General features: G+C 64.6%; 11 protein-coding genes. 3 read left to right on the plus strand and 8 right to left on the minus strand.

The features are described from left to right. Positions 1-6: 6 nt before the first annotated feature. On the minus strand, positions 7-1,170 hold the full coding sequence (locus tag AC1DYS_RS26800; protein WP_477904613.1) for a 5-(carboxyamino)imidazole ribonucleotide synthase: 1,164 nt from the start codon (positions 1,168-1,170) through the stop codon (positions 7-9). Then, positions 1,167-1,631 carry a 5-(carboxyamino)imidazole ribonucleotide mutase gene (gene purE / locus AC1DYS_RS26805; RefSeq protein WP_477904738.1) on the minus strand — a complete coding sequence of 155 codons (465 nt, stop codon included), beginning with the start codon at positions 1,629-1,631 and terminating at the stop codon, positions 1,167-1,169. The genes AC1DYS_RS26800 and purE overlap by 4 nt, the downstream gene beginning before the upstream one ends. 122 nt (positions 1,632-1,753) lie before the next feature. Between purE and AC1DYS_RS26810 the strand changes: the two genes are divergently transcribed. Next, positions 1,754-2,695: a tetratricopeptide repeat protein gene (locus AC1DYS_RS26810; RefSeq protein ID WP_477904614.1), complete on the plus strand. Its 942-nt coding sequence runs from the start codon at positions 1,754-1,756 to the stop codon at positions 2,693-2,695. Between the two features lie 42 nt (positions 2,696-2,737). On the opposite strand, the gene AC1DYS_RS26815 is transcribed toward AC1DYS_RS26810, so the two are convergent. From AC1DYS_RS26815 to fba, 3 genes are all read right to left on the minus strand, one after another. Further along, positions 2,738-3,841, minus strand: a complete 1,104-nt coding sequence (locus AC1DYS_RS26815) for a hypothetical protein (protein ID WP_477904615.1) — start codon at positions 3,839-3,841, stop codon at positions 2,738-2,740. Positions 3,842-3,854: 13 nt separating this feature from the next. Continuing rightward, positions 3,855-4,763: a phosphoribosylaminoimidazolesuccinocarboxamide synthase gene (locus AC1DYS_RS26820; RefSeq protein WP_477904616.1), complete on the minus strand. Its 909-nt coding sequence runs from the start codon at positions 4,761-4,763 to the stop codon at positions 3,855-3,857. A gap of 134 nt (positions 4,764-4,897) precedes the next feature. Beyond that, positions 4,898-5,962: a class II fructose-bisphosphate aldolase gene (fba, locus tag AC1DYS_RS26825; RefSeq protein WP_477904617.1), complete on the minus strand. Its 1,065-nt coding sequence runs from the start codon at positions 5,960-5,962 to the stop codon at positions 4,898-4,900. Positions 5,963-6,222: 260 nt separating this feature from the next. Here fba and AC1DYS_RS26830 point away from each other — a divergent pair, with 260 nt between their 5' ends. Beyond that, positions 6,223-7,248, plus strand: coding sequence for an STAS-like domain-containing protein (locus AC1DYS_RS26830; RefSeq protein WP_477904618.1), 1,026 nt, complete (start codon positions 6,223-6,225; stop codon positions 7,246-7,248). A 33-nt stretch (positions 7,249-7,281) separates the two neighbouring features. Here the strand turns inward: AC1DYS_RS26830 and AC1DYS_RS26835 are convergent, their stop codons facing one another. Further along, on the minus strand, positions 7,282-8,493 hold the full coding sequence (locus AC1DYS_RS26835) for a threonine ammonia-lyase (protein ID WP_477904619.1): 1,212 nt from the start codon (positions 8,491-8,493) through the stop codon (positions 7,282-7,284). 54 nt (positions 8,494-8,547) lie between these two features. Here AC1DYS_RS26835 and AC1DYS_RS26840 point away from each other — a divergent pair, with 54 nt between their 5' ends. Next, complete coding sequence (locus AC1DYS_RS26840; RefSeq protein ID WP_477904620.1) at positions 8,548-9,366, plus strand: DUF481 domain-containing protein; 819 nt, start codon at positions 8,548-8,550, stop codon at positions 9,364-9,366. A gap of 108 nt (positions 9,367-9,474) precedes the next feature. On the opposite strand, the gene pyk is transcribed toward AC1DYS_RS26840, so the two are convergent. Beyond that, complete coding sequence (gene pyk / locus AC1DYS_RS26845) at positions 9,475-10,905, minus strand: pyruvate kinase (RefSeq protein ID WP_477904621.1); 1,431 nt, start codon at positions 10,903-10,905, stop codon at positions 9,475-9,477. A 43-nt stretch (positions 10,906-10,948) separates the two neighbouring features. Further along, positions 10,949-12,142 carry a phosphoglycerate kinase gene (locus AC1DYS_RS26850; protein WP_477904622.1) on the minus strand — a complete coding sequence of 398 codons (1,194 nt, stop codon included), beginning with the start codon at positions 12,140-12,142 and terminating at the stop codon, positions 10,949-10,951. Positions 12,143-12,170 lie beyond the last annotated feature (28 nt).

The following is a 12,170-nucleotide window of genomic DNA, read 5'->3' on the forward strand; positions in this document are numbered from 1 at the left end:
GCGAGGTCACCACGCGGCCAGGCCCAGGAGCTCGACCCCCTGCAGCGCGGCTTCACGTGCTTGCTGCGGCGTCGCAGCCGTGAAGGTCAGGTGGCCCATCTTGCGTCCCTTGCGTGCACTGGCCTTGCCGTACAGATGCAGGTGAGCACCGGGCAAAGCCAGCACCCGATCCCAGGACGGTGGGGTCTCCGATTCGCCATGGTGAAACCACAGGTCACCCATCAGGTTGAGCATCACTGCGCTGGAGTGCAACCGAGGTGCGGACAAGGGCGCGCAAACCAGCGTGCGCACCTGCAGATCGAACTGCGACAGGTCACAGGCATCGATCGTATAATGGCCCGAGTTGTGCGGACGTGGCGCCATCTCGTTGGCAACCAGGCTGCCGTCCTCAAGCACAAAGAACTCGACGCACAAGACGCCGACGTAACCCAACGTTGACGCGATTTTCTCGGCCGCCATGACGGCTTGCTGCTGCACGGCGGGTGTCACGTCAGGCGCTGGGACTTGGGTGACGGCCAGGATGCCGTCGCGGTGCAGATTCTGCTGCAGCGGGAAATGCACCACCTCGCCCGAAGCGCTGCGTGCAACGATCACACTCACCTCATACGCCAAAGGCAGCATCTTCTCCAGCACGCAGCCCACGCGCCTGAGCGAATCCCAGGCCGCGTTGAGTTGCTCGCGATTGGCAACGCGAACCTGGCCTTTTCCGTCGTAGCCCAAGCGCGCCGTCTTCAGCACGCCGGGCAGCAAGGCACCATCGATCGCAGCCAGCTGCTCGGCCGTCTCGATCAACGCATGCGGTGCACAGGGCACGCCACATGCGACGAAGTGAGCCTTCTCCAGCGCGCGGTCTTGGCAGGTTGCCACCGCATCGCCGGACGGCGCGACGGGCCGCTGTGCACCGAGGCGGCGCAGTGCGGCCGCGGGCACGTTCTCGAATTCGGTGGTGATGGCAGCAGCCACTTGCGCCAATTGCGCTAGGCCCGTGTCGCTCAGGTAGTCGGCCTGCACGTGCTGGTGTGATACCAACCCAGCCGGGCTGGCCGCGTCCGGGTCGAGCACCGCCGTGGCATAGCCCATCTGCTGCGCAGCATGCACGAACATGCGTCCCAATTGCCCGCCACCCATGACGCCGAGCGTGGCGCCGGGGGCTATGAAACTCGTCGTCATTTCAGGTCAGCGCTCATGGCCCGGGCGACTTCCGTCTGCCGGGCGCGGTAAGCCTCGAGCTGCACGCGCAAGGCCGGTTGCTCCCCGGCCAACATGGCCACGGCAAACAACGCCGCGTTGGCAGCACCGGCATTGCCGATGGCGAAGGTAGCGACCGGAATCCCCTTGGGCATCTGCACGATGGAGTGCAGCGAATCGACTCCCTGCAGGTGACGACTCGCCACCGGCACGCCCAGCACCGGCACCGTGGTCTTGGCAGCCAGCATGCCGGGCAGGTGGGCTGCGCCGCCTGCACCGGCGATGATGGCGCGCAGCCCGCGCGCAGCCGCGCCCTCGGCATACGCAAACATGTCGTCGGGCATGCGATGCGCGGAGACGACCCGTGCCTCGAAGGGGACACCGAACTCGGCGAGAATCTCGGTCGCGAGGCGGAGGGTTTCCCAGTCGCTGCTGGACCCCATCACCACGCCAACCAGGGGGGCGCTGCTCAAGGCTCGCTCCAAATGCTGAATAACCTTGAATTGTAGGCGGGGCGGCGTCACCTCCTCTGATTCAGCCCCTGCTCAACACCTGCCGGAACACGATGGACATCACAATTCAAAACTTCGAGGCCGACCTGATCAACGCGTCGCTGCAGCAACCCGTGTTGCTCGACATCTGGGCGCCGTGGTGCGGCCCCTGCAAGGCGCTGACACCGGTGCTCGAGAAACTCGAAGTCGCCTACGCTGGGCGGTTCAAGCTGGCCAAGCTCAACGCCGACGAGCAGCCCGAAATCTCCGGGCAGCTCTCGCAGATGTTCGGCGTGCGCAGCATTCCCTTCTGCGTGCTGTTCAAGGGCGGCCAGCCGGTTGACGGTTTCGTCGGCGCCCTGCCCGAGGCCAAGGTTCGCGAGTTTCTCGACCGCCACGTGCCCAGCGCCGAGGAAGCCGCCGCCGTTGAAGAGGTGGCTCAGGCTGAAGAGCTGATGGCCGAGGGCGACACCGAAAGTGCACTCGAGAAGCTGCAGGAAGCCGTGGCCATCGATCCGGCCAACGACACCGGCCGCTACGACTACCTGCGAGCGCTGCTGATGGCCGGCCGCGTGGCCGAGGCACGGCGCGCGTTCGAGCCGGTCGCCAGCAAGGTGATGCTCGACAGCCGGCTGGCGGCCGCGGGCCACTGGATCGCAGCCTGCGAAAAAGCCGCCGAAGCGCGAAGTGCTGAAGCTTTGAATGCAGCCATCGCCGCCAACCGGCGAGATTTCGACGCCCGCTTCGAACTGGCACAGATGCACTTCGCCGCACAGCGATTCACCGAAGCCATGGATGAGTTGCTCGAGATCGTGATGCGCGACAAAACCTGGAACAGCGAACTGGCACGCAAGACCTACGTCGCCATCCTGGAGTTGATGGTCAAGCCCGCGCCGATCAAGCCCGAAGCCGCCGCACCCAAGGGCACGCTGGAGGTGGCCGGCAAGGTCAGCACTGCGCCCGCCGATCCGGTGGTCGACCAATACCGGCGCAAGCTCAGCATGGCGCTGTTCTGAGCTGACTGCCGCCGTGCACAGCGGCGGGTACGCAGCTGCAGCTCAGCCGCGGGTCTTGGCAAGCACCCTGTCCATCACCGCCACGGCCGCGGCCTGATCCCGTTCATGGGCACGCCAGTCGATGGCGGCCTGCGCGCTGTGGCGGGCCGCGGCCTCGATCTGGCCCAGGTGCGTGAAGATCTGTGCAAGGCGGCTGTGCGCGGCAGCCCGGTCGTCCACGTCGCGGTCGTGCGCGACGGCCACTTCGGCAGCCATCGCTTCTTTCAATGCTTGCTCGGTCTGGCCAAGTTGCAGACGGCACCAGGCGAGATCGGCGCCCAGCCAGGCACGCATGCGGTCGAGCCCCTGCAGCAGGCCATCACTGAAGTGCGCTTCGTACAGCGAAATCGCTTCGGCCCACTGACCTTGCATCGAGCAGACACGGGCTCGATTGAGCGGCACCAAGGAATTGAGGGACGCGGTGCCGATCAACGCATCGAAGTTGCTGGTCGACTCAAGGCTGAGCATCGCGCGGCGAGCCACCGAGGTGTCGGGCGTACCCGTCAGCATCAGCTGCCGCGCCTGGTCGGTCAGCAAGCCGGCCATGTTGTACATGATGGCACTGAGCGTCGTTTCGTCGCCTTCGGCGTTGGCATGCAGGCGAGCCTTTGCATACCAGGGCTGAGCGCTCTCGAAGCGGTTGCCGAAGTGATAGGCCAAGGCCGCCACGAGGCAGGCGCGGGCCCGTGGGCCATGGTGATCGGCATCGGCGAGTTGAAGCGCTTCCGCCACATGGCGCGCCATGGGTTCGAGGTCGTAGGCCGCGTAGTCCATGTGTGCCAGCCAGGCCGCGGCCGAGGCCTGCAAGCGCAGGTCGCGTGCGGCGCCGCTCAGTGCATAAGCACGGCGCATCCTATCGTGCGCAACGCGGTTCAAGTCGCTGAAATGACTCAGCAGCCCGTCGGCCAGGGCCACCCATGCACTCACAGCGGCATTGGACTTCAAGGCGTATTGCGCCTGCAAGGAAGCAATTACGGCACGCGCTTCGGCTAGCTGCCCCTGGCGCGCCAGCAGACCCGCTCGCTCAGCGCGCAGGCAGTCGGCCTGAACGGGTTGTGTGGCCGCTGCAATTGCGGCATCCAAGCTGCTCAGCAGACGCGATTTCATGCTGCTATGAAGTTCAGGCCGTCAGCCGTTGCAATGCTTCGCGGTACTTGGCCGCCGTCTTGTCGACCACGTCTGCAGGCAATGCGGGCGCAGGCGCCTTCTTGTTCCAAGGCTGGCCGTCGATACGCGCCTGCTCCAGCCAGTCGCGCACGAACTGCTTGTCGTAGCTCGGCGGGTTGTGGCCTTCGCGGAAAGCCGCTTCGTAGCCTTCGACCGGCCAGAAGCGCGACGAGTCGGGCGTGAGCACCTCGTCCATCAAGGTCAGCGTGCCATCGGCGTCCAGGCCGAACTCGAACTTGGTGTCGGCAATGATGATGCCCTTGGCCAGTGCAATCGCCGCCGCGGTGGTGTACAGCTTGATGGCGGTGCTGCGCACACGCTCGGCAAGGTCGGCACCGACGATCTCCTTCATGCGCCCGAATGAGATGTTTTCATCGTGGTCGCCCATCTCGGCCTTGGTCGCCGGCGTGAAGATCGGCTCCGGCAGCTTGCCCGCGTTCTTCAAGCCAGCGGGGAGCGCGACCCCGCAGACCGACTGGCTGGCCTGGTATTCGCTCCAGCCGCTGCCGGCCAGATAGCCGCGAACGACGGCTTCGACAGGCAAAGGCTTCAGGCGCTTTACGAGCATCGAACGACCACGCACCTGCTCGCGCTCGGCCGGAGACACGACGCTTTCGGGGTCGTCACCTGTCAGGTGATTGGGAACGATGCCTTCGAGGTGCGCGAACCAGAACAAGGCCATCTGCGTCAGCAAGGCACCCTTGCCAGGGATCGGCTCGCCCATGATCACGTCGAAGGCGCTGAGCCGGTCGCTTGCCAGCATCAGCATGCGGTCGTTGCCGACGGCGTAGTTGTCACGCACCTTGCCCCTCGCCAGCAACGGCAGGGACGTCAAAGAAGAATTCAGCAAGGCCGCCGTCATGAAGTGATTTCTTTCCGCACACGCCTGACGACGTGTCCCATGCGTTTTTTATGCCCGCGATTGTAGGAGGCACATTCCCCTCACCCGGCCGAAGACGGCACGGGTCCCAGGGGCATCATCAAGATGGATGACGGTCAGACCACCATCTGTGCAAGCTCGCCCTTGGCGTAGCGCTGGGCGATCTGCGTCAGGCTCTGCGACTTGATCTTGCCGGCCTGACCTTCGCAGTTGAACTCGATGTATCGCTGCTTGCAGATCGCCTTGGCGGCTTCGCGCGCCGGCTTGAGCCACTCGCGGGCATCGAACTTCTCGGGGTTCTCGGCCAGGAACTTGCGCACCGCGGCAGTCATCGCGAGGCGAATGTCGGTGTCGATGTTGATCTTGCGAACGCCGTACTTGATGGCGTGCTGGATTTCCTCGACCGGCACACCGTAGGTTTCCTTGATGTTGCCGCCGTACTGGCGAATCATGGCCAGCAGGTCTTGCGGCACGCTGGACGAGCCATGCATCACCAGGTGCGTGTTGGGAATGCGCTGGTGAATCTCTTTGATGCGGCTGATGGCGAGAATGTCGCCCGTGGGCTTGCGTGTGAACTTGTAGGCGCCGTGGCTGGTGCCGATGGCGATGGCCAGGGCGTCGAGCTGAGTGCGCTTGACGAAATCTGCGGCCTGCTCCGGGTCGGTCAGCAGCTGCTCCATGGTCATGGTGGCATCGGTGCCGTGACCGTCTTCCTTGTCGCCCTTCATGGTCTCGAGCGAGCCGAGGCAGCCCAGTTCACCCTCCACGGTCACGCCGACCTTGTGCGACATCTCCACGACCTTCTTGGTCACATCGACGTTGTATTCGTAGCTGGCGATCGTCTTGCCGTCGGCCTGCAACGAGCCATCCATCATCACCGAGCTGAAGCCCAGGTCGATGGCGCCCTTGCACACCTCGGGGTTCTGCCCGTGGTCCTGGTGCATCACCAGCGGAATATGCGGATACGCTTCGACGGCCGCCTGGATCAGGTGCTTGATGAAAGCTTCGCCAGCGTACTTGCGGGCACCGGCGCTGGCCTGCAGGATCACCGGCGAGCCCACCTCATCGGCCGCCGACATCACGGCCTGCACCTGCTCGAGGTTGTTGACGTTGAAGGCAGGGATGCCGTAGCTGTTTTCAGCGGCATGGTCCAGCAACTGGCGCATTGAGACGATAGGCATGGTGGTTCCCGGAAGTGACGAAACTGGGGTGCCGGCGCCAAACACCGGCCAGCGCGGCTGTAACCGCTCTGAAACTGAACCGATTGTAGCGACGCTCCCCCGTGAAAACCCTTCCAGGATGCGCGTCTCCCGCGCTTGAGGGGCGCCCGATCCGGAGCGCGGGATCGCAGCAACTGCGCCGGGAATGGCCCGCTTTTCCCCCTCCAGATTCGGGTCCGCAAGCCGACACTGGCCTTCCACATGGAGACCTGGGAACTGCCGTGGCACGACGACTCGACCTGAACGCTTTGACGCTGCACATCACTGCAGCCGCCGTGCAACATCCGCACGACCTCGCTCATCACCTGACGCAATCGGCCTCGATCAGCCGCAGCACGGCCAACAAGGCGCTGCAGCGCCTGGTGCAACTGGGTTGGCTCAAGCGCGAGGGCTCGGCACGCAGCCCGCACTTTCGTCCGGGGGTTATGCGCCAGGTGGTGCAGCGTTACCCGCTCGCCGGCCTGCAGGAAGACCTGCCCTGGGCCCGCGACTTCGCCCCCTTCTTTGCCCTGCCGACCGGCGTGCAGCGAATGGCACAACACATCTTCGGCGAATTGCTCAACAACGCCATCGACCACAGCGGCGGCACGAGCGTCACCGTGTCATTGCGCCAGACAGCCAGCCACGTGCAGCTGCTGGTGTCCGACGACGGCTGCGGCGTGTTCGACCAGCTGTCGCGTTCGTTCGCGCTCGACGACCCGACGCTCGCGATGCTCGAGCTGAGCAAGGGCAAGCTGACCAGCCAACCCGCCCGCCACGCCGGTCGGGGGCTCTTCTTCACCTCGCGCCTGGCTGACGTGTTCGATCTGCATGCCAACGAAGTCGCCTTCCAGCATCGCGACTGGGAAGGCAGCGGCTGGCGCCCCGGCCGTGCACTCAAGCACCAAGGCACCTCCGTCTACGCCGCGATCTCGTTGGACACGACACGCACGCTCGAATCGGTGCTGCACGCCCACAGCCTCAACGGTGCGGGCTTCGGCTTCGAGCGCACTGTCGTGCCATTGCGGCTGATGGCCTCGCCACTGGCAGGGCTCGACTCACGCGCACAGGCACGCCGCGTGGCCGCGCGCCTGAACGCATTCCGCCGCGCCGAGATGGACTTCGACGGCGTGGACACCATCGGCCACAGCTTCGCCGATGAGTTGTTCCGCGTCATGTCGCCCGAACTCGGCGACGTGGACCTTGTGCCGCTGAACGCGTCGCCGGCCGTCGCGGCGATGATCGAAAGCGTTCGCGGCGGAATCTAGCCGCAGCAGGCCGCTGCCGAGCCGGCCCGCAGCTCAGCCGATGCGCTCGGCGCGATAACCGGCTGCGCGCATCGCCGCAAGAATCTCTTCGATGTGGTCCACACCACGCGTGTGCACCACCACTTCGATCTGGACGCGTTCGACTGACACCGAGCTGAACGCACGCTGGTGCTGCACCTCATCGATGTTCGCGCCGAGCTTGCCCAGCCGCGTGGCCACATCGGCCAATGCGCCGGGCACGTCGCGCACATCAAGCCGCAAGCGAGCCAGCCGGCCCGACTTCACCATGCCACGCTCGATGATCTCGGCGAGCACCAGCGGTTCGATGTTGCCGCCGGATAGCACCAGCCCGACCTTGCGCCCCGCAAAGCGTTCACGGTGTTTCACCAACGCGGCCAAGCCGACTGCAGCGGCACCCTCGACCACCGTTTTCTCGATCTCGAGCAGCATCACGATGGCCTGTTCGATGTCGCTTTCACCAACGAGCAGCACATCGCTCACGTGCTCCTGGATCAGCGGCAAGGTCAGCGCCCCTGGTGACTTGACGCCGATGCCGTCGGCAATGGTGGCCTGCGCCACCTCTTGGTTCTGGCCGTGCGTTGCATTCCACACGGCAGGGAAGCGCTCGGTCTGCACGCCGATGATCTCGATGCCCGGCTTGAGCGCACGTGCTGCCGTGGCGATGCCACCGATCAACCCACCGCCGCCAACCGGCACCACCAAGGTGTCGAGTGTGGGCTGCTGCGCCAGCATCTCTAGCGCGATGGTGCCCTGCCCTGCAGCAACCGCCAGATCGTCGTACGGGTGAATGAGCGTGAGCCCGCTTTCACGTGCAAGCTGCACGCCGAATGCACGCGCATCGTCAAACGTGTCGCCTTCGAGCACCACCTTCGCACCGAAGCCACGTGTACGTGCAACTTTTACCGGTGCCGCAAACCGCGGCATCACGATCGTGGCCGGAATGCCCAGGCGTTGTGCGTGATACGCGACACCCTGCGCATGATTACCTGCCGACACGGCCAGCACGCCGCTCCCGCGCTCCGCTTCGGTGAGCTGCACGATCTTGTTGAGTGCACCACGCTCCTTGAACGAAGCGGTGAATTGCAGGTTCTCGAACTTGAGGAAAACCTGGCAACCCGTCATCTCGCCCAATGTGCGGGAGGGCGAGCACGGCGTCTCCAGAACCTGGCCGCGAATGCGCGCCGCGGCGGCGCGAATGTCATCGAGAGTCAGCGTTGATTCCATGCTTGCATTGTGGCCGGGCGCCAAGAACTTGCGTTGAACGCAGATCGAAACATGATGTCGGACAACACAAACCTCTCGCACTTCGTTCCGATGACCTTTTTTCGCAAGCCCGCCCCGTTCCGACTCTTCCTCCTTCTCTTCTTCATTCTTGTGACGCCCCGCTGGGCCATTGCGCAGATATCACCCAAGCCCGACGGCGTATTCCGTTCGCTGTTTGGGCTGAGCATCAGCGCAAGCGAGGGCAACACCCGCTCGGCCGCGGCCACGCTGACAGGCGAAGGCGTTCGCCAGACAGAAGACAGCAAATGGTCGCTCCTTGGCCGGTTGAACTATGCGCGAGCAGACACCGGCACCACGGCATCCAACGTGGCCGCGAGCACACAGTACGACCAGAACCTGATGAATCAGGAATGGTTCGGCTTCAGCAAGCTCGACTACTTTCGCGATCGGCCGGCCAACATCGAGTCCCGCGTCTCGGCTTACGGCGGTCTCGGCAAGCACGTGATCAAGACGGAAGAGAACACGTGGGACCTGTCTACCGGTATCGGCTACTCGGAAGACCGCTACGTGGAAGCGGCAGACGTGGCAGGCGACCTGCGCTCAAGTTACGGCCGCACGGAGCTCGTGATGATCGAAGCCTCGAACCACAAGCTGACACCGAACACCTCGGCGAGGCAGAAGTTCGAGGTCTACCCCAACATGCGCACACGCGGGGAGTACCGCACCGTGCTCGATCTGGGCTTGGCCGTGGCCATCACCGACCGCATGCAACTCACGACCGGGCTGCTGCACAGGTACAACAGCGACCCAGGCTTAGGCCTGAGGCGCAGCGACGCGCTGTTCACTACCGGCATCGCCGTCCGGTTTGATTGACGGCCCCCCAGTCGCTTCGCTCCTGCCCCCGAGGGGCGCCGCCCAGCGGCCCGGCGAAGCCGGTTCCGCGGGCGTTGCTTGATGGCGGCAATCGCTTCGCTCTGCCGTTCAGCCGACGAGGCAAACTTTGAGCATGTTGGTACCACCGGGGTAACCCATCGGTTCACCACAGGTGATGGCGTAGGTGTCGCCTGGCCGCAGCACGCCGCTCGCAACGAGCAAGGACTCGGCGTGCTTCAGTGCCTCATCACGGTCGGTGAAGTTGGGCATCAGCACTGGCTGCACATTGCGGTACAGCGCCATGCGGCGCTGGCTAGCGATCTGCGAGGTCAGGCCGAAGATCGGCAGGTGGATGCGATGGCGGCTCATCCACAACGCGGTCGAGCCGGATTCAGTCAACGCGAGGATGGCCTTGCAGCCCAGATGAAAAGCCGTGAACAACGCGCCCATCGCGATGGACTGGTCGATGCGGCCGAACTTCTTGTTGGTGAAGCTGGCATCGAGTGCGATCTCTTCGGCAGCCTCGGCCTCGACGCAGATGCTCGCCATCATTTCCACCGTTTCCACCGGGTACTTGCCAGCGGCCGTCTCGGCGCTGGTCATCACCGCGTCGGTGCCGTCGAGCACGGCGTTCGCGACGTCGCTCACCTCGGCGCGCGTGGGCACCGGGTTGACGATCATCGACTCCATCATCTGCGTCGCGGTGATGGTCAGGCGGTCCATCTCACGCGCCATCTTGATCATGCGCTTCTGCAGCGCCGGCACGGCCGCGTTGCCCACCTCAACCGCCAGGTCACCACGCGCGACCATGATGCCGTCGCTCGCACGAATGATGGATTCGAGCGCGGGAATCGCTTCGCTGCGCTCGATCTTCGCGATCAGCGCCGGCTTGTGGCGCCACGGTTCGCCGGCCACATTAGCAAGCTGGCGCGCCATTTCCATGTCGGTCGAGTTCTTGGGGAAGCTCACCGCGAGGTACTCACACTGGAAGCTCATCGCCGTCTTGATGTCTTCCATGTCCTTGGACGTCAAGGCCGGTGCAGTGAGACCGCCGCCCGCCTTGTTGATGCCCTTGTTGTTGGACAGATCGCCGCCGACCACCACCGTGGTGTGCACCTCCTGGCCACGCACGACGTCGACGGTAAGCTTGATCAAGCCGTCGTTGAGCAGCAGCGTGTCGCCGGGGCGCACGTCGCGCGGAAGCTCCTTGTAGTCCAGGCCCACACGCTCGTTGGTGCCCAGCTCCGACATGCCGCCGTCGAGGATGAACTTCTGCCCGCGCTCCAGCACCGTCTTGCCGCCTTCGAACTTGCCGACGCGGATCTTCGGGCCTTGCAGGTCGGCCATGATCGCGACCTCTTTGCCACACGACTTGGCCACCTCGCGCACCAGCGTCGCGCGGTCGATGTGATCTTGCGCCGTGCCGTGCGAGAAGTTGAGTCGCACGACGTCGACGCCGGCGCGGATCATCCGTGCGAGCACGTCGGGTGAGCTGGAAGCAGGGCCGAGGGTGGCAACGATCTTGGTAGCGCGGGGCATCGTGAAGTCTCCGTTCTTTTCTTGGGTTGGCGTCTCGGACCGATCAGCCCTGTGCGCGTTTCTGCAGGATTTCGAAGGCTGGCAAGGTCTTGCCTTCCAGCACTTCAAGGAAAGCACCGCCGCCTGTGGAGATGTAGCCCACCTGCTTCTCGATGCCGTATTTGGCGATGGCAGCCAGCGTGTCGCCACCGCCGGCAATGCTGAATGCGCTCGACTCGGCAATTGCACGCGCCAGCGTTTCGGTGCCGTTCGCGAAGGCGTCGAACTCGAACACACCGACGGGGCCGTTCCAGACGATGGTGCCGGCCTTCCTCAGCATGTCGGCCAGCAACGCGGCGGTCTGCGGGCCAATGTCGAGGATCAGGTCGTCGGCTTGCACGTCGGCCACGGCCTTGACCGTGGCGGGCGCATCGGCCGCAAATTTCTTGGCAGTGACCACGTCGGTCGGGATCGGCACTGCGGCGCCACGGGCCTTCATCGCCTCGATGACAGCCTTCGCTTCACCCAGCAAGTCGGGCTCGGCCAATGAATGGCCGATGGGCAGGCCAGCGGCGAGCAAGAAGGTGTTGGCGATGCCGCCACCGACGATCAGCTGGTCAACGTTCTTGGCGAGCGCCTGAAGAATCGTCAGCTTGGTGCTGACCTTGCTGCCGGCCACGATGGCCACCAGCGGGCGCTTCGGGTTGGCCAGCGCCTTGGTGATCGCATCGATCTCGGCTGCGAGCAGCGGGCCGGCGCAGGCGATTTTGGCGAACTGCGCAATGCCGTAGGTCGAGGCCTCGGCGCGGTGGGCGGTACCGAAGGCGTCGTGCACGAAGATGTCGCAGAGGGCAGCCATCTTCTTGCTGAGTTCTTCGCTGTTCTTCTTCTCGCCCTTGTTGACGCGGCAGTTCTCAAGCATCACGAGCTGGCCGGGCGCGACGCTGACGCCGTCGATCCAGTTGGCCACGACCGGGATGTCGCGTCCCATCAGCTCACCCATGCGCTTGGCCACGGGCGCCAGGGAGTCTTCGGGTTTGAACTCGCCCTCGGTCGGCCGGCCGAGATGCGAGGTGACCATCACCGCAGCGCCCGCCTTCAAGGCGAGCTCGATGCACGGAATGGAAGCACGAATGCGGGTGTCTTCGGTGATGTGGCCGGCATCGTCGAGCGGCACGTTCAGGTCGGCGCGGATGAACACGCGTTGGCCCTTGGCCTGCCCGCGGGCGGCGATGTCTTCGAATCGGAGAACGTTCATGGTGGCGAAGCGTAGTAGGGATTCCAGA

Source organism: Rhizobacter sp. P2_G4, assembly GCF_056403575.1.

Excerpts from the sequence above, each read along its gene's own strand:
- pyk (WP_477904621.1), bottom strand. The coding sequence starts at position 10,905 with ATGCCCCGCGCTACCAAGATCGTTGCCACCCTCGGCCCTGCTTCCAGC.
- AC1DYS_RS26800 (WP_477904613.1), bottom strand. The coding sequence starts at position 1,170 with ATGACGACGAGTTTCATAGCCCCCGGCGCCACGCTCGGCGTCATGGGT.
- AC1DYS_RS26820 (WP_477904616.1), bottom strand. The coding sequence starts at position 4,763 with ATGACGGCGGCCTTGCTGAATTCTTCTTTGACGTCCCTGCCGTTGCTG.
- AC1DYS_RS26810 (WP_477904614.1), top strand. The coding sequence starts at position 1,754 with ATGGACATCACAATTCAAAACTTCGAGGCCGACCTGATCAACGCGTCG.
- AC1DYS_RS26835 (WP_477904619.1), bottom strand. The coding sequence starts at position 8,493 with ATGGAATCAACGCTGACTCTCGATGACATTCGCGCCGCCGCGGCGCGC.
- AC1DYS_RS26840 (WP_477904620.1), top strand. The coding sequence starts at position 8,548 with ATGTCGGACAACACAAACCTCTCGCACTTCGTTCCGATGACCTTTTTT.
- purE (WP_477904738.1), bottom strand. The coding sequence starts at position 1,631 with ATGGGGTCCAGCAGCGACTGGGAAACCCTCCGCCTCGCGACCGAGATT.
- fba (WP_477904617.1), bottom strand. The coding sequence starts at position 5,962 with ATGCCTATCGTCTCAATGCGCCAGTTGCTGGACCATGCCGCTGAAAAC.
- AC1DYS_RS26815 (WP_477904615.1), bottom strand. The coding sequence starts at position 3,841 with ATGAAATCGCGTCTGCTGAGCAGCTTGGATGCCGCAATTGCAGCGGCC.
- AC1DYS_RS26850 (WP_477904622.1), bottom strand. The coding sequence starts at position 12,142 with ATGAACGTTCTCCGATTCGAAGACATCGCCGCCCGCGGGCAGGCCAAG.